The sequence below is a fragment of the Saccharophagus sp. K07 genome (genome assembly GCF_014336955.1).
In the GTDB taxonomy this organism is placed as follows: domain Bacteria; phylum Pseudomonadota; class Gammaproteobacteria; order Pseudomonadales; family Cellvibrionaceae; genus UBA5868.
In genome coordinates this window covers 943,979-961,601 of the sequence record NZ_QRAI01000001.1, presented here as the reverse complement: position 1 = coordinate 961,601, position 17,623 = coordinate 943,979, and the positions used below count along the sequence as shown (strand labels likewise).

Annotated in this window: 13 protein-coding genes; 8 read left to right on the top strand and 5 right to left on the bottom strand. The window is 52.7% G+C overall.

From position 1 onward, the window contains the following. The first annotated feature begins 4 nt into the window (after positions 1–4). A complete protein-coding gene (locus tag DWB84_RS04055) occupies positions 5–3,145 on the top strand; it encodes an efflux RND transporter permease subunit (protein WP_187408457.1) in 3,141 nt (1,046 codons plus the stop codon). A gap of 129 nt (positions 3,146–3,274) precedes the next feature. On the opposite strand, the gene ilvN is transcribed toward DWB84_RS04055, so the two are convergent. Both ilvN and DWB84_RS04045 read right to left on the bottom strand, forming a co-directional pair. Next, positions 3,275–3,766 (bottom strand): acetolactate synthase small subunit, encoded by a 492-nt coding sequence (gene ilvN, locus DWB84_RS04050; RefSeq protein WP_187408456.1) that lies wholly within the window; start codon positions 3,764–3,766, stop codon positions 3,275–3,277. Beyond that, entirely contained in the window at positions 3,766–5,499 is a 1,734-nt protein-coding gene (locus tag DWB84_RS04045) for an acetolactate synthase 3 large subunit (RefSeq protein ID WP_187408455.1), read from the bottom strand. Before DWB84_RS04045 ends, ilvN begins: the two co-directional genes overlap by 1 nt. Positions 5,500–6,050: 551 nt before the next feature. Between DWB84_RS04045 and DWB84_RS04040 the strand changes: the two genes are divergently transcribed. The 3 genes from DWB84_RS04040 to DWB84_RS04030 all read left to right on the top strand — a co-directional run bounded on the left by DWB84_RS04040 (position 6,051) and on the right by DWB84_RS04030 (position 8,022). Then, the gene (locus DWB84_RS04040) at positions 6,051–6,260 is read left to right on the top strand and encodes a cold-shock protein (protein ID WP_187408454.1); all 210 of its coding nucleotides are present in this window, start codon (positions 6,051–6,053) and stop codon (positions 6,258–6,260) included. A gap of 228 nt (positions 6,261–6,488) precedes the next feature. After that, the gene (locus DWB84_RS04035) at positions 6,489–7,463 is read left to right on the top strand and encodes an NAD-dependent epimerase/dehydratase family protein (protein WP_187408453.1); all 975 of its coding nucleotides are present in this window, start codon (positions 6,489–6,491) and stop codon (positions 7,461–7,463) included. A gap of 133 nt (positions 7,464–7,596) precedes the next feature. Then, entirely contained in the window at positions 7,597–8,022 is a 426-nt protein-coding gene (locus DWB84_RS04030; RefSeq protein WP_187408452.1) for a DUF4124 domain-containing protein, read from the top strand. Positions 8,023–8,079: 57 nt separating this feature from the next. On the opposite strand, the gene clpB is transcribed toward DWB84_RS04030, so the two are convergent. Next, complete coding sequence (gene clpB, locus DWB84_RS04025; protein WP_187408451.1) at positions 8,080–10,716, bottom strand: ATP-dependent chaperone ClpB; 2,637 nt, start codon at positions 10,714–10,716, stop codon at positions 8,080–8,082. Between the two features lie 285 nt (positions 10,717–11,001). On the opposite strand from clpB, the gene DWB84_RS04020 reads away from it, so the two are divergent. Continuing rightward, entirely contained in the window at positions 11,002–11,700 is a 699-nt protein-coding gene (locus DWB84_RS04020; RefSeq protein ID WP_187408450.1) for a DUF3313 family protein, read from the top strand. Here DWB84_RS04020 and pgeF read toward each other — a convergent pair whose 3' ends face one another. Both pgeF and rluD read right to left on the bottom strand, forming a co-directional pair. After that, complete coding sequence (pgeF, locus tag DWB84_RS04015) at positions 11,701–12,453, bottom strand: peptidoglycan editing factor PgeF (protein ID WP_255428812.1); 753 nt, start codon at positions 12,451–12,453, stop codon at positions 11,701–11,703. Between the two features lie 4 nt (positions 12,454–12,457). Continuing rightward, entirely contained in the window at positions 12,458–13,420 is a 963-nt protein-coding gene (gene rluD / locus DWB84_RS04010) for a 23S rRNA pseudouridine(1911/1915/1917) synthase RluD (protein WP_187408448.1), read from the bottom strand. Positions 13,421–13,563: 143 nt separating this feature from the next. Here rluD and DWB84_RS04005 point away from each other — a divergent pair, with 143 nt between their 5' ends. The 3 genes from DWB84_RS04005 (at position 13,564) to DWB84_RS03995 (ending at position 17,570) form a co-directional block, all read left to right on the top strand. Then, positions 13,564–14,502, top strand: coding sequence for an outer membrane protein assembly factor BamD (locus DWB84_RS04005; RefSeq protein ID WP_187408447.1), 939 nt, complete (start codon positions 13,564–13,566; stop codon positions 14,500–14,502). 68 nt (positions 14,503–14,570) lie between these two features. After that, the gene (locus DWB84_RS04000) at positions 14,571–16,172 is read left to right on the top strand and encodes a PAS domain-containing sensor histidine kinase (protein WP_187408446.1); all 1,602 of its coding nucleotides are present in this window, start codon (positions 14,571–14,573) and stop codon (positions 16,170–16,172) included. A 15-nt stretch (positions 16,173–16,187) separates the two neighbouring features. Continuing rightward, positions 16,188–17,570 carry a sigma-54 dependent transcriptional regulator gene (locus tag DWB84_RS03995; protein ID WP_187408445.1) on the top strand — a complete coding sequence of 461 codons (1,383 nt, stop codon included), beginning with the start codon at positions 16,188–16,190 and terminating at the stop codon, positions 17,568–17,570. The last annotated feature ends 53 nt before the right edge of the window (positions 17,571–17,623 follow it).

Below are 17,623 nucleotides of genomic sequence, written 5' to 3'. Positions count from 1 at the left end.
CCACATGGCAAGATTTTTTATTGATCGCCCGGTATTTGCGTGGGTGATCTCGATCATCATTATGCTGGCTGGGGTTCTTTCGATATTCCAGCTTCCAATTGCGCAATATCCCGAGGTTGCTCCACCTTCGGTAAGTATTAGTGCTACTTATCCCGGTGCGTCTGCCAAAACACTGGAAGACTCAGTGGTGCAAATCATCGAGCAGAACCTCACGGGCGTCGACAATGTGGTGTACATGTCCTCTACGGCCGAATCCAGTGGCCGCGCGGAAGTGACACTGACTTTCCGCGCAGGAACCGACCCAGACATCGCTCAGGTTCAAGTACAAAATAAACTGCAAGCTGCTATGCCACTTTTGCCTCAGGAAGTACAGGAGCAAGGGGTGCGGGTCAACAAATCCTCCGCTGGTTTCTTGATGGTGGTGGGATTTGTATCCAAAGACGGCAGCATGGATAAATACGACATCGCGGACTATGTGGCGGCGAATATTCGCGAACCACTGAGCCGCGTTGACGGTGTCGGTCAAATCCAGATTTTCGGTTCGCAGTACGCTATGCGCGTGTGGCTGGATGCAGAAAAGCTGGCCGCTTATTCATTTACCACTAACGATATTGTCAACGCCATACGCGCGCAAAACGCGCAAATTGCCGCCGGTGAATTGGGCGGTACTCCTGCTCTTCCCGGACAGCAAGTCAACGCCAGCATAGTGGTACAAACTCGCCTGGAAACACCTGAGCAGTTCCGCAATATTTTGCTGCGCGTCAACAGCGACGGTTCGCAAATTCGTTTGGGCGACGTAGCGCGAGTTGAACTGGGCGGCGAGAACTATCAGTTCGAAACCGAGTACAACAACCAACCGGCGACTGGTCTGGCGGTTACCCTGGCGGCAGGCGCCAACGCATTAAATACCTCAGAAGCGGTCCGCAAACGCATTGCCGAGTTGCAACCGTTTTTCCCACCCGGATTGGAAGTGGTTTTTCCGTATGACACCACTCCGTTCGTCAAGCTCTCTATCGAAGGTGTGGTTCACACCTTGATCGAAGCGATCATCCTGGTATTCCTGGTGATGTATCTCTTCCTGCAGAACTTCCGCGCGACCTTGATTCCGACCATCGCTGTGCCGGTAGTCTTGCTGGGAACTTTCGGGATTTTGGCGGCATTTGGCTTCAGCATTAACACCCTGACCATGTTCGGAATGGTGCTCGCGATTGGTCTGCTGGTGGATGACGCCATCGTGGTGGTTGAGAACGTTGAGCGGGTGATGGAAGAAGATCGCCTACCGCCCAAAGAAGCCACTCGCAAATCCATGGACCAAATCACTGGCGCACTGGTCGGTATCGCTCTGGTGCTGTCGGCGGTATTTGTGCCTATGGCATTTTTCGGCGGCTCTACCGGTGTTATTTATCGCCAGTTCTCCATCACAGTGGTATCGGCGATGCTGCTGTCAGTAGTTGTTGCGCTTACTCTCAGCCCGGCGCTTTGCGCCAGCTTGTTGAAAATGCCCAGCGAACACCACTACGAACGTCGCGGCTTCTTCGGCTGGTTCAACCGCACTTTCAATAAAACCAGTGAGCGCTATCAATCAGGCGTTCGCCATATTCTTCACCGCCCCTTGCGCTATGTTGCGATTTATGTCGCCATCGTCGGAGTACTTGGCCTGATGTTCACTCGTCTGCCGGGATCGTTCCTGCCGGATGAAGACCAAGGAATCATGTTCACCATCATGACCTTGCCGGTTAACGCCACCAAAGAACGCTCCATCGCGGTCATGGATGAGATCGAACAATATTATTTGACTCAGGAAGAGGCCAACGTAGAGTCCATTTTCTCAGTTATTGGTTTTAGCTTTGCTGGACGCGGCCAGAACAACGGTATGGCGTTTGTGAAGCTCAAAGACTGGGATCTTCGCAAGGACAAAAGTCAGAAAGTCCAAGCCATCGCTGGCAGAGCCATGGGACGCTTTATGCCCATGCAGGACGCCATGGTGTTTGCAATCGCACCTCCGTCCATTCCACAGCTCGGTACTGCCACTGGTTTCAACTTCCAGCTGAAGGACCTGGGTGGTCTGGGTCACGATGCTTTGATGAATGCTCGCAATCAGTTGCTCGGAATGGCTGCGCAAGACCCTCGCCTGGTCGGGGTGCGACCTAACGGTCAGGAGGATACTCCGCAATTCAAACTGGATATCGACCAGGAAAAAGCTGCGGCTTTAGGCGTGTCGATCGCGGATATCAACAGCGTGTTTTCAACAGCTTGGGCGGCGACTTACGTCAACGACTTCGTTGATCGCGGGCGCGTCAAACGCGTTTACGTCCAAGGCGAGGCCGCGAATCGGATGATGCCCGAGGATGTCGGCGACTGGTACGTGCGCAATAACAAGGGTGAAATGGTGCCTTTCTCGGCTTTCACCACCGGGCGCTGGATATATGGTTCGCCGCGCTTGGAACGCTATAACGGTGTTCCGTCCGTGAATATCCAAGGAGCTGGCGCACCCGGAGTGAGCTCTGGGGAAGCGATGGAAATCATGGAAGAACTGGCGGCCAAGCTGCCTCCTGGATTTGGTTATGAATGGACGGGGCTTTCCTACCAGGAACGCGAATCCGGAGCTCAAGCACCTTTGCTTTACGCCATTTCCATCCTTGTCGTATTCCTGTGTCTGGCAGCACTGTATGAAAGCTGGTCGGTACCCATTTCGGTAATGCTGGTAGTTCCGCTCGGGATCCTCGGTGCGGTGGTATTCGCCAGCTTGCGCGGTCTGTCCAACGACGTGTACTTCCAGGTCGGCCTGCTGACGACTATAGGTTTGTCAGCTAAAAACGCCATTTTGATCGTGGAATTTGCTAAGAGCCTTTACGAGAGTGGTATGAGCTTGTTCGATGCCACTATGGAAGCTGTCCGTATGCGTCTGCGCCCGATCATCATGACGTCATTGGCATTCATGCTGGGTGTAACCCCGCTGGTGCTGAGCAGCGGCGCTGGTTCAGGCAGCCAAAACGCAATCGGTACCGGTGTATTCGGTGGCGTTTTCTCCGCAACCGTGTTGGCCATTTTCTTTATTCCGCTGTTCTTCCTCTTGGTATTCCGTCTTTCACACCGGGAGAAAGAGGCTGACCATAAAGCACGCGTTGAGAGTTCTGCACACTGACATTAAATTCGTAGAAATCTAAAACCCAAAGCCCCGCTCTGCGGGGCTTTTTTATTACTGATGAGCGCTCAATTTTTGCAGAAATAAAAAAGCCGGGACTTGCCCGGCTGATTGCATTCGAAAATCAATTTAAATGGTGAGAACTTTTTCGCCCCGGCCAATACCGGATACACCTGAGCGCACCACTTCCAAAATCGACGCTTCACCAACTGCTTGAAAGAAAGCGTCCAATTTATCGCTGGTGCCAGTAATTTGAATCGTGTAGACCGTTGCCGTCACGTCGACGATCTGACCGCGGAATATATCCACACAACGTTTGACTTCTGCACGTTGAGCGCCAGTTGCACGCACTTTTACCAGCATTAATTCGCGCTCAATATGCGCACCTTCTGTGAGATCGACTAATTTCACCACTTCAATCAAACGATTAAGGTGCTTGGTGATTTGTTCGATCTTGTGATCATCGCCGATGGTGGTCAGAGTCAAACGCGACAGAGTGCGATCTTCCGTCGGCGCGACGGTGAGCGATTCGATGTTATAGCCGCGCTGTGAAAACAACCCGACAACTCGGGAGAGTGCGCCAGGTTCGTTTTCCATCAAAAGTGAAATAATTCGTCTCATTAGGTGCGCTCCGTTTTATTCAGCCACATATCGCGCATAGAGCCAGGAGAAATCTGCATCGGATAAACGTGTTCGGTCGGATCTACGTAAATATCCATAAAGACCACCCTGTCTTTCATAGCAAAACATTCTTCCATTTTCGCGCGCAGTTCTTCCCGTTTAGTCACACGCATCCCCACATGGCCGTAGGCTTCCATCAACTTGACGAAATCCGGCAGGGATTCTTCGTACAAGCTCTCGGAATAACGACTGCTGTACTGCATGTCTTGCCACTGCTTCACCATGCCGAGCGCCTGGTTGTTCAAGCAGATGATTTTCACCGGCAAATGGTATTGCTTGCAGGTGGACAGCTCTTGGATACACATTTGGATACTGCCTTCACCCGTTACACAGGCGACGGTTGCATCACGGTTTGCGTATTGAACGCCCATAGCGGCCGGCAAACCAAAACCCATGGTGCCCAGACCACCGGAATTGATCCAACGGCGCGGTTTATCAAACTGATAATACTGCGCCGTAAACATCTGGTGCTGACCAACGTCCGAGGTAACGAAGGCATCGCCCTTGGTCACTTCGTACAGAGTACGAATCACCTCTTCCGGCATAATCATATTGCCGTCGGTGCGATAGCGCGGTTTGACCAGCAGGCCATAGCGTTCACGCCATTCATTGATTTGTTTCCACCAGTCTTCGATAGCTTTACTGTCCTGCTTTTCTTCCGCAGTCGCGAGGATTTCCAGCATATCGTTCAGAACGCTGTCGACCGGACCTACGATGGGAACATCGGCAACGACGGTTTTGGAAATGGATGCCGGATCGATATCGACGTGGATGATCTTGGCGTTCGGGCAAAATTTCTTCGGCGTATTGGTTACGCGGTCATCAAAGCGAGCGCCCACGGCCAAAATGACGTCCGCATGGTGCATGGCATAGTTGGCTTCGACGAAGCCGTGCATGCCGAGCATACCGAGGAACTGGCGATCGCTTCCCGGGTAAGCACCCAAGCCCATCAATGTATTGGTAACCGGCGCATCCAGGCGGCGCGCCAATTCTGTCAGTTGTTGGCAGGCATTGCCCAAAATAACACCACCGCCCGCGTAAATAATGGGGCGCTTGGCCGACAGCAGCAGTTGTACCGCTTTTTTGATCTGCCCTGCGTGACCGCGTTGCGCTGGGGAGTATGAACGCATTTTGATGCGCTCTGGGTAGTGGTATTCGAACTTGTCGTTCGGATTGGTAACGTCTTTAGGGATATCGATCACCACCGGTCCAGGACGGCCTGTGGAGGCGATATAGAATGCTTTTTTAACGATGGAAGGGATATCCCGAGCGTCCTTCACCAGGAAGCTGTGCTTCACGATAGGACGGGAAATGCCCACCATGTCGGTTTCTTGGAAGGCATCTTCGCCGATCTTGTCGGACACGACCTGACCGGAGATCACCACCATGGGTATGGAGTCCATATAGGCCGTCGCAATGCCGGTAATGGCGTTGGTGGCACCTGGGCCCGAGGTTACCAGTACCACACCGACTCGGCCGGTGGAGCGGGCATAACCGTCCGCCGCGTGAGTGGCCGCCTGCTCATGGCGAACCAGAATATGTTTTACCTTGTTCTGACGGAACAAGGCGTCGTAAATGTGCAGTGCCGCACCACCCGGGTAGCCGAAAATGCACTCAACGCCTTCGTCCGCCAGGGCTCGTAGCAGCATGTCACCGCCGGAAAGTAATTCCACTGTTACAGTCCTCTGTCTGTCTGATTAACGATCATCAGGTTCATAAAAATACAACGGCACTCCGAGCCGACACGGCGCAGAGTTTGAACCGGAAAAGTTGCGAATTTGTTGAAGCAGACTTGATACCGCCGCTTTTTTAAAGCGGGCAATGTCCGATTGGAGCCGGCAACGCGATATCAAGTAGGGCAGCTCGGGTATGCGCCCCCGCACTTCAGGATGGTCGGGCAAAGGGTTGATTTGCCGCTGAGTAGAATAGTCGCGCCGAGGTCTATCGGGCGTAGTCTACCAGCCATCTGGCGAATTGCTCATTTTCTCTACTGACCCGGCAAAGTCAAGCATTCGAACGCACCGCAATAAGGTCCGCACACGAATATTCATTGACAACGCCAGGAATCCCTATAATCTTAGAAGCGCTTTTAGCTCTTATGTTAGCCGTCTCGCAGACTTGTGGCAGTCCCTTCTGGATACTCCTCGCTCGACCTTCATTAGTAGCAACACAGCAAAACCGTTCTATCTAGAACACCATTTTTATCAAGTACAGGACAATCCACATGGCTAATACCACCACCGGCACCGTTAAATGGTTCAACGAATCCAAAGGCTTTGGCTTTATCGCTCAAGAGTCCGGTCCAGATGTTTTTGCTCATTTCAGCGCCATTAGCGGCTCAGGTTTCAAAACGCTTGCCGAAGGTCAGCGCGTACAGTTCACTGTTACGCAAGGCAAGAAAGGCCCACAAGCAGAAAATATCGTCGCGATCTAACAAATCCAACTTTCGGGAGTTGCTTTTTTAAAGCAGCTCTTAGAAAAGCCTATTGCATTATTGAAGAATCTCAAGCGAGGCCGCACGAAATTGCGGTCTCGCAACTTCAACTCCGCACTCTTATTTTCCCTCTGTTTTAAATACGGCATAAGCTTCGCAGCTTATTCTTATCTCCCCTATTGCTTACTTGTATACTCCGCGACAATTTCCCCTTTTGGGTTTTGTTGCATGAAAGTTTTGTTTATCGGTGGCACAGGCAATATCAGTTTATCGGCCAGTCGCCTGCTGCTATCGCGCGGTTGCGATCTCTGGTTATTGAACCGCACTGGCAGTCATGTCGATTTGCCCTCCGCCCACTTTATTTGCGGGGATATAGATACTCCGCAGGCGCACCGGCACCTTGATGATTTCGAGTGGGATGCGGTGGTTAACTGGATAGCCTTCACACCCGAGCATATAGAGCGCGATATCCAGCTATTCCGCGGAAAAGCGCGACAGTATATCTTCATCAGCTCTGCGTCCTGTTATCAAAATCCCGGCCCTACCCCTTATATCACCGAGCGCACACCACTGGAGAACCCTTTTTGGGAGTACTCGCGCAACAAGATTGCCGCAGAAAGAACATTGATGTCGGCTTATGAGCGCGAGGGATTCCCCGCAACCATAGTGCGCCCGTCGCACACCTACTCCACGGTTATCCCACTGACGATCGGCGGCTGGACGGAGTACACCGCCGTGGCGCGTATGAAACAGGGAAAACCTGTGGTCGTGCAGGGGGACGGGACCTCCGTTTGGACACTGACCCACGCAGAGGACTTTGCTCGCGGGTTTGCTGGACTGGTCGGCAACGCCAAAGCAATTGGCGAGGATTTCCATATAACTTCGGATGAATTTCTGACCTGGGATACCATCTATCAGCTGACCGCTGAGGCGGCAGGATGTGAAGCGCGCATAGTGCACGTCACGTCCGAGCGGATTTGCGCATTGAATCCCGATTACACCGGCACGCTGCTGGGCGACAAATCGGTCAGTGCCATTTTTGATAACAGCAAGATCAAAGCTTTGGTGCCAGATTTTCGTGCGGAGATTCCATATCGCGAAGGCATTAAAAGAACGATTGCTTGGTTCGAAGCAGACCCGGCGCGGCAGCGGATCAATCCGGCTACAGACGCCTTTATAGAAAAGTTGATTACCCTTGCGTAGTCCCATTCAGGTCCGCTAAATAGCCATTCACCCAGCTGATGAACGCAGCACAGCTCAAACCTGGCGGTGGCGCTATACTCAAGCAAGGTCGCAGTTTGAGCCTGACTTTTTGACCGATATACAAGGTACTTACATGAGCACCGTAAAACGACAGTTTCTTCAGCCCTTTCACACTGTAGGCCTGGCTCTTTTGCTGAGTTTGCCACTGATGTCTGCAGCGGCGGATTTGTATCAGTGGAAGGACGAACGGGGTGTTATTCACTACTCCGACAAACCACCAAAGGGTGTGAAAGCTGAAAGGGTCAAGAAAAAAGGACCGCAATCCTTGGGAACAATCAGTTCTGACGAGGTTAGCGAGTCCAACGATGATCCGGATGCGGTCAGATGCCAGGCTGAGCGGGATCGATTGGCACTGCTGCAAAGCAACCGTCGCATCCAAATGCAAGAACGGGACGGCAGCTTAAAAGAGCTCACGCAAGAAGAAATCAATGCGGAAATCGAATTTAGTCGTCGTGCGATTGCACGCCTTTGCAAGCCCGCAGCAGCGGACACCGAATAATCGACATAGATACGGCAGATATAAAAAGCCCCGCAAATGCGGGGCTTTTTGTTTCCGTCAGCGCGACCTGTTGAATACTACTTTTTCGCCAGCCAGGACCCCGGAAATGGTATCGCCTGGGCTGAATTTGCCGGCGAGCACTTCCTGAGCGAGCGGGTTTTCGATCATTTGGGTGATGGCGCGTTTTAAGGGACGTGCGCCGTATACAGGATCGAAACCAGCCTCCGCCAACAGTTCCATCACCTCAGGTGCGAGCTCCAGCTTCAGATCGCGCTCCGCTAAGCGGCGGCGCAACAGGCTGAGCTGAATATCGGCGATACCTTTGATCTGCGAAGCAGCCAATGGATGGAACACCACTACTTCGTCGATACGGTTGATAAATTCCGGACGGAAGTGGCGTGAGACGACTTCCATGACTGCATTCTTCATCGCGTGGTAGCGGTTCTCGTTCTGACCGTCATCATCGCGTGAACCATCGAAATTAATCGTATCGAAAGAGCGATTATTGGCGATTTCCTGAATTCGGTCCGAGCCCAGATTGGAAGTCATGACCACAACCGTGTTGCGGAAATCCACGGTTCGACCTTGGCCGTCAGTCAAGCGACCATCTTCAAGTACTTGCAGCAGGATATTGAAAACATCCGGATGCGCTTTTTCCACCTCATCCAACAACACCACGGAATAAGGCTTACGCCGCACAGCCTCCGTTAAATAACCGCCCTCTTCGTATCCTACATAGCCGGGAGGCGCACCGATCAAACGGGCGACGGAGTGCTTCTCCATAAATTCGGACATATCAATGCGCACCATCGCATCCTGAGTATCGAACAAAAATTCCGCCAGCGATTTACACAATTCAGTTTTACCAACGCCAGTGGGTCCGAGGAACAGGAAGGACCCGTTCGGGCGATTGGGATCGGATAAACCGGCGCGCGAGCGCCGCACCGCGTTGGCAACCGCGTTGACCGCTTCATTTTGACCAATTACGCGTTTGTGCAACGCATCTTCCATGCGCAGCAATTTTTCCCGCTCGCCTTCCAGCATTTTGGAAACCGGAATACCGGTCCATTTGGAAACCACTTCAGCGATTTCTTCGTCCGTCACTCGATTGCGCAGCAGCTTCATTTCCAGCATTTCAGCGTGGCTCGCCATATCGAGTTGTTTTTCCAACGCTGGAATAATGCCGTATTGCAATTCCGACATGCGCGCAAGGTCGCTGGCGCGGCGGGCGCTTTCGAGATCCAAACGAGCTTGCTCCAATTTGGTTTTAATATCCTGTGAACCTTGCAGTGCGGCTTTTTCGGAACGCCAGATTTCATCGAGATCAGCGTATTCGCGTTCCAGGTTTTCAATATCCTGATTGATTTTATCCAGACGTTTGCGCGCAGCTTCGTCTTCGTCTTTTTTCACTGCTTCGCGTTCGATTTTCAACTGGATCAATTTGCGCTCCAGGCGATCCATCTCTTCCGGCTTGGAATCGATTTCCATGCGAATACGGCTCGCCGCCTCGTCGATCAGATCGATTGCTTTGTCGGGCAATTGACGATCCGTGATGTAGCGCTGCGACAATTTAGCCGCGGCGATAATAGCTGAGTCCGTAATATCGACGCCGTGGTGGACTTCATAGCGCTCTTTCAAACCGCGCAAAATGGCAATGGTGTCTTCTTCGTTAGGCTCATCCACCAATACTTTTTGGAAGCGGCGTTCGAGTGCCGCGTCTTTTTCGATGTACTTGCGGTATTCATCCAGCGTTGTGGCGCCGACGCAGTGCAATTCACCGCGGGCGAGCGCTGGCTTGAGCATATTGCCTGCATCCATGGCACCCTCGGCTTTACCCGCGCCAACCATGGTGTGCAGCTCGTCGATAAACAGAATAATCCGCCCCTCTTGTTTGCTTAACTCGTTCATAACAGCTTTTAAGCGTTCCTCAAAGTCGCCACGGAATTTGGCGCCGGCGAGCAGTGCACCGAGATCAAGTGACAATAGGCGTTTATCTTTTAAACCTTCCGGCACTTCGCCATTGACGATGCGCTGCGCCAAGCCTTCGACAATCGCGGTCTTACCAACGCCGGGTTCACCAATCAGCACAGGGTTATTTTTGGTGCGGCGCTGCAAAACCTGAATAGTTCGGCGAATTTCGTCGTCGCGGCCGATTACCGGATCGAGTTTGCCCGCTTCCGCGCGCGCAGTGAGATCAACGGTGTATTTATCCAACGCTTGGCGTTGGCCTTCTGCATCTGGATTGTCGACGGTTTCACCGCCGCGCACTTTTTGAATTGCCTGCTCCAAACGGCGCTGATCGCCGTGTTGCTTCAGCACTTTGCCCAGGCTGTTACTACCGTCCTGCAGAGCGGCCAACAATACCGATTCACTGGAAATAAATTTGTCGCCCTGCTTTTGCGCCTGCTTGTCGGCCAAATTCAGCAAACGCCCTAATTCCTGCGACATACTGACATCGCCGGTAGGGTTCTGGATTTTCGGCAGATCATCCAATGCTTTGCGCAAAGCATTACGCAATGCGTTGACATCAAAGCCAGCGGCTGAGAGCAAGGGGCGTACGGAACCGCCCTGCTGGTCGAGCATGGCAACGGCCAAGTGGACCGGCTCGATTTGAGAGTGATCGCGCCCCACAGCCAAAGATTGAGCGTCAGATAGGGCTATCTGCAGTTGATTGGTAAAGCGGTCTATACGCATTTAGGAAAACCCCAATTCGGCAATGAGATGTGATGCTAGATTTGGGCGTGTCACAACAAAATCAAGCGACCCTCAAAACAGGTGAAGCAAATTTGATCCAGAACAAATGCTAGATTTTTTCAACCACTTCGCGGTCACCCCGGTAAATTAGGGACTCTGGCTACAATTTTTAACAGCAGACGCTCTTCAAACCCTGGAATCTTTGTTCGCCAAATCCTTCTAACTATGGTTGGTGACGCTAAGATCCGGTTCGACACCCCCGCTCGTTTGGTCTGAGGAAGTTTTATGAAGCTCACATACGCTTTATGCCTTGCACTTGTGACTGCGCCTTTTATATCCACTCCCATTTGGGCTACCCCCAAACCTAAGGTCGTGCCCGAGGAAACGACTGTTGCGGCGAGCTCGTTAAACGCACAACCGTCAGTCGCGTGGATCGACGTAAAGGCTAAAGGCTTTGACTCCGTGCGACTTGTTCAAGGGGTCGATCTCAAGCGTTTCAAAACATTCCAGGTTGAGCAACCGACGCTGGAGTTCGACAAACAATGGCTGTGGGATTTTAAAAGTCAGATGACTGAGCGAGACGAAGAACGCATTCGCAAGTCCTATACAGACGCACTGCGCAAAGCATTGGAAGATGCACTCAGCAAAGATCTCGGCTTGGAACAGACGCATTCTCCAGACAGCGATACCCTCATAGTTTCCGCCAACCTTTCCCGGTTTCGTCTGCTCGCGCCAGACTTGTCGATGCGCCCGATCTCCAAAGACTTTGTTCAATACACTGGCGCGGCGCGCTTGGAGCTTTCGCTCAACGACAGCGGCAATCAACCGCTGGTGCAACTTTCCGATTACAGCGAGACGAGCCAATTTAGCGGACCGGGGGACTTAAAACGGACCAATCGGGTAGAAAATCTGCGCGATTTCAAAGCATTGTCGAAACGCTGGGCTGGGCGCTTAACGGACTATCTCAGCACCCTGCGCAGCTAATCAGGATTCAAGCCAGATGGCGCTTACCATTCTTCCGGTAACACCATCCCGGCGATAGGAATAGAAGGAGTCTTGATCGGCAAACGTACAGTAATTGCCTCCGTATACACGCTCGACCCCGAGGCGGGAAAAAACACTTCTGGCCAGCCCATATAGGTCTGCCAAATAATGACCGGGTCGGCTGGCGGGCACAAACGCGGACTGCCAATCATCCCCTACCTCCATGCGGCCAAACAAACCCGCAAAAGCGGTGTAGACATCCGCTCCAACTTCGAAATGCTCAGGACCTATAGCCGGCCCCAAAAACGCCATAAGAGAGCCGGGCTTATCGGCAAACGCTTCCACCGATTTGTTGAGAATGCCTGCCGCCAAGCCTTTCCATCCGGCGTGAACAGCAGCTACCTGGGTACCACTGTCGTTGCATAGCAATACCGGTAGACAATCAGCCGTAAGCACAGCACAGGCTCGCCCGGGAGCGGAGGTATAGACCCCATCTGCAGGACTGCCCTCCCTGAGCGATTCGTCGAACTGCACAAGATCTGTACCGTGAACCTGCTGCAGCCACGGCCAGTTCGGCACCCCCGTCTGCTTGGCCAACTGCTGACGGTTGGCCAATACAAGCGCCGGGTCGTCGCCCACATGGTCGCCCAAGTTGCCGCTGGCGTAAGCGCCGGAACTCACCCCACCACGCCGCGTGGAGATGACCGCTTTTACGTTGGGCGGACACGGCCAATCCGGCTGTATAAGTTGCAAAGTTCTACTCCGCCTCATAAGCCGGTCCGCCCAATTCCTCGACCAATACGGCAAAATCTTCCGGCCAGGGAGATTTCCAGCTGCAGGTTTCGCCGGTGCTCGGGTGAATTAGGGACAGCTGCTCCGCATGAAGCGCCTGCCGCGGAAACGATGTCACCATTTCCACCACTTCTGGGCTCACGTCCACCATGCGGGACAAGCGGCGACCGTAGAGGGGATCACCAACCAAAGGAAAACCCAGATGGGACATATGGACGCGAATCTGGTGGGTGCGACCAGTCTCCAGTTTGAGCCGGACAAGACTGAACGGCCCCAGACGGGCAAGACGGCGAAAATGAGTGATGGCCTCTTTGCCCCCCGATTTCACTACCGCCATTTTGACCCGGTTGAACGGGTCCCGCCCGACGGGAGCATCGACTTGGCCGTGCGGAGGGATTGCTCCTATCACTACTGCCACGTACTGCCGGGAAACTGTGCGGGCTTGCAGCTGTTGCACCAGATGATTCTGAGCTTCCAATGTTTTGGCCACGACCATCAAGCCGGTTGTGTCTTTGTCCAACCTGTGCACTATGCCTGCCCGAGGGATCTGCTGTAACTGTGGCAAATGGTGCAGCAAGCCGTTCAACAAGGTGCCATCTTCGTTGCCCGCCGCCGGGTGAACCACAAGATCCGCAGGTTTATCTATGACCAGCAAGTCGTCGTCTTCGTAAACGATATTGAGTCCCAAATCTTCCGCCTGCCATTCGCCTTCGTTCTTCTGCTCCACCTCGAGGCGGATAACTTCGCCTCCAGCGACCTTGGTATTTGGTTTGACGGCCCTGCCTTCCAAGGTGATCTGGCCTGTTTTTATCCATTCTTGCAAACGAGCGCGGGAAAATTGCGGGAACAAGTGGACGGCCACCTGATCCAAGCGCTGGCCAGATAGTTCGAAGGAAATACGGTTCTGCTCGGAGATTTGCTGTTTCATTGAGTTCTTCTGCACGACTGGCTACACTGCACCGTTCCCCGCCCTACGGGCCGGAACCACGAATTTCGCCACAATTTTGGAATTTACCGGGATTGGTTGGCTGTTAGATTTTCACTACAACTTGAAGTCAAGAGCGGGTTTCAATGCGTTTTGCCACCCTCGTAATGTGCGTCATTCTAACGCTTCTTAGCGCCTGTGCCACCAAACCTCCAGAAAAGTCGCGCAAGGGGCTAACCGAACAGGAAGTGTATGAAAGCGCGCAAAAACATTTGAATAACGGCAGTTGGCTGGCCGCCATTCAAACCCTACAAATGCTGGAGGAAAACTTCCCCTTCGGCACCTATGGCGAACAAGCTCAACTGGAACTGATTTACGCCCATTACCAGGCCGATAATTTTGAGGATGTGATCGCCAACGCGGAACGGTTCATCCGCCTTCACCCACAACATCGCGATGTCGACTACGCCTACTACATGCGCGGTCTCGCCAGCTATAACCGGGAAAGCGGCTTCGTTGGTTCAATTTTCGGCGCCGACAATACCGACCGCGATATAGGTGGTGCGCGTGAAGCCTTCGACCATTTTGCCCTGTTTATTCAACGCTTCCCCAATTCCCCTTATGCATCCGATGCACAGAAGCGTATGGTTTATTTGCGCAATGTGATGGCCCGTTCGGAAATTCACGTAGCAAATTACTATTTCAAGCGCGGTGCTTATCTCGCAGCGGCGAAGCGCGGTAGTTTTGTGGTGGAGAATTTTCAGAGAACCCCGGCAGTCCCCGATGGTTTGGCAGTTATGGCTCAGGCGTATTACCTGTTAGACATGAAAGACATGGCAGACACGGCGGTTAAAGTATTGGCCGCGAACTTCCCGGATTACCCGGCTCTGAAAGACAATGGCGAATTTGACCAAACCTATTATTTAAAGAGACACAGACGCGGTTGGTTCAGCTATGTCACCTTTGGTCTGTTCGAGCGGGCAGAACTTGCCGGCTTCGATACGCGCGCGCAATATAGCCCCGAATATCAGGACGAGACTGAATTTGAAAAAATAGAAGCCCCCCGTCCTGACAAAGCTGGCTAAAAACCAAGGCAGCTGAGGCTGCCTTTTTTGTGTCCAAATAATCCAGGCTATCCGCCAGAGCTAATAAGATGAGACACGAATCCGACATTATTCAGGTACAGCACAACCCCACGCTGTTAAAGGTCTATTTTTATTTCCGTGCGATCCTCGCCTTCTTTTTGATGGGCGTTTATTTGTTTGCGGCTTCAAGAAATTTCCTTAGCACACTCTATCCACAATTGTTCCTCTGGGCCGTGCTGGTTTACCTCAGCATCTGTTTATTGACTCTGGTCATTGTCCAGCCCAACAAACTGATCCATTCATTTAATCGAGTCGTCACGTCACTGGTGACCGATGTGGTAGCGCTGGTCACATTGATTCACGCCAGCGGCGGCATTGAAAGCGGGCTTGGCTATTTGCTGTTGGTGGTTGTTGCCATGGCCGGCATTTTTATTCGCGGGCAGTTGGGCATTGCCTTTGCAGCCATGGCCAGTTTGCTCGTCATCGCCGAAACCATGTATCTGTACCAACTGGGGCACATTAACAACCAAGCGCTGTTTTCCGCGGGTTTTCTCGGTGTTCTGCTGTTTTGTACAGCTTATGCCTTTCAGTTTTTGACCGAAAAACTGCGCACCAGTAATCTTGAGGCTGCCACACAAGCGGCATTCGCTGCTCACCTGCAGCGCTTGGCGCAGGCTATAGTCGCGCGTATGCGCACCGGGATCATAGTTCTCGATAACGACAATCACATTGAATTGATTAACGATTCCGCTCTGCGCCTGTTGGATTTGCCGCTCGATACGGATTATCGCAACCTCAACTTCAACACACTCTCTCCTCTCGCCCGATTTATTGCCCACTGGAAAGAAAGTGCGCAAGGTGGGCCACCCCAAGTCATAGAGTTGCGCGCCGGACAGCAAGCGCGCGTGAGTTTGTCTTCCATAGAATTGGGAGAGTCGACGCGCACAGTGATTTATATCGAAGATCACCGCGTTATGACGCAACAGGCACAGCAGCTGAAGTTGGCTTCCTTAGGGCGACTAACCGCCAGCATTGCACACGAGGTTCGCAATCCTCTGGGCGCCATATCGCATGCGGCTCAACTGCTGGCAGAATCCCCTCATATCAGCGGCGCTGACAAACGCCTGACGGAAATCATTCACCAGCATTCGCAGCGGGTGAATCACATTGTCGAAAGCACTTTGGCGCTGTCACGCCGCAAAGAGCCGCAACCGGAAACCTTCGATCTCAACGAATGGTTACCCGGCTTTGTCACGCAATACACGACCGGGCAGAATGTCGCAGTGGAAATAGAGATGAACGCGGGCTGTCACAAGGTGAAAATGGACCAGACGCATTTGTCTCAGGTGCTCACCAATCTGCTCGATAACGGGTTACGCTATAGTCGCCAGCACACCGGGGTTGCCAAGGTACTGCTAAAAGTGAATAAATCGCGCAATGACGATATCAGTTATCTTGAAGTAATCGACTTTGGACCTGGCATCAGTAATGACCGACTGCCTTATATTTTCGACCCGTTTTTTACCACGGAAGAACGCGGTTCCGGCTTAGGGCTGTATATTTCCAAGGAGCTTTGTGAAATCAACCAGGCCAGCCTGCACTATCGCCGAACGGAAGAAGGGCTGAGTTGTTTTCGCATCGATTTTTCACATTTTCAACGCATGTTTTAATCAGAGCCTGCTCACATGACTCAACTCAAAGCGCTGATCATCGACGATGAACCAGATATCTGTGAATTACTTGAACTCACTTTGCAGCGAATGGACATTGAAACTGAGAGCGCAGGCTCTGTCAGTGAAGCCAAACAACTGATTACCCGGACCGAATACCACCTCTGCCTGACCGATATGCGCTTACCGGATGGCAACGGCATAGAACTGGTGAAGTTTATGCAGTCCAAGCATCCGGAAGTGCCGGTAGCGGTTATCACCGCTCATGGCAATATGGATACCGCGGTGGAAGCCATGAAAGCAGGCGCTTTCGATTTCGTTTCCAAACCTGTCGACCTCGCCGCACTGCGCAAACTGGTATCCGCTGCGGTGCAATCGAGTCGCCTGCCTGAGCAGGCCACGCAAAGTCGCCCGTCGCGTTTGATCGGCAATTCCAGAGCTATTCAGAACCTGGAAATCAGTATTCGCAAACTGGCGCGTTCTCAGGCGCCGGTTTATATCGCCGGCGAATCCGGCAGCGGAAAAGAGTTAGTAGCCCGTTCAATTCATGAATTAGGACCCCGTGCATCCGGCCCGTTTATTCCAGTGAACTGCGGCGCGATTCCTGGCGAGTTGATGGAAAGTGAGTTTTTTGGCCACAAAAAAGGCAGCTTCACCGGCGCGCATCAGGATAAACAAGGTCTTTTCCAAGCAGCAGAAGGGGGCACCCTTTTCCTTGATGAAGTCGCGGATCTGCCGCTGGAAATGCAGGTGAAATTGCTGCGCGCTCTGCAGGAAAAAGCCGTACGCCCCGTGGGTGCGCCAGCTGAAGTCAAAACCGATGTGCGAGTTCTCTGCGCCACTCACAAAGATCTCGCCAAGGAAGTGGACAAAGGCCACTTCCGGCAGGATTTGTTTTACCGTCTCAATGTTATCCAACTCAATGTCCCCGCCTTGCGCGAACGCAAGGAAGACCTGCCGACCCTGGCTCAGCATATTCTGCGTAAACTCGCCCAAGAGGTCGGCGTTCCTATACCGGAAATGAGCGTCGAGGCGATGGAACAGCTGCGCCAGTACGATTTCCCTGGGAACGTGCGCGAATTGGAAAACATCCTCGAGCGCGCTTTCACCCTCTGCGAAGATAACCTGATCAAAGGGCGCGACCTGCAGCTCCATTCTGGCAATCAAGTGATCACACCTACAGCGCGCAAACCCGCTGAGAGCGGCAAAATCGATCATTATGCCCGCTGTGGTGAATACACATCCCTTGATGAATATCTGGCAGAGATCGAGAAGGAAGTGATTTTGGGCGCACTGGAAGCCGTGCGCTGGAACAAGACCGTCGCCGCCCGGGAACTCGGTATCACCTTCCGGTCATTGCGTTATCGCCTGCAAAAACTCGGGTTGGAATCTGACTGACAGCAGGGTTAATTTCCTACAGATAAAAGCCCGCGAGCGCGTCATGATTCGTG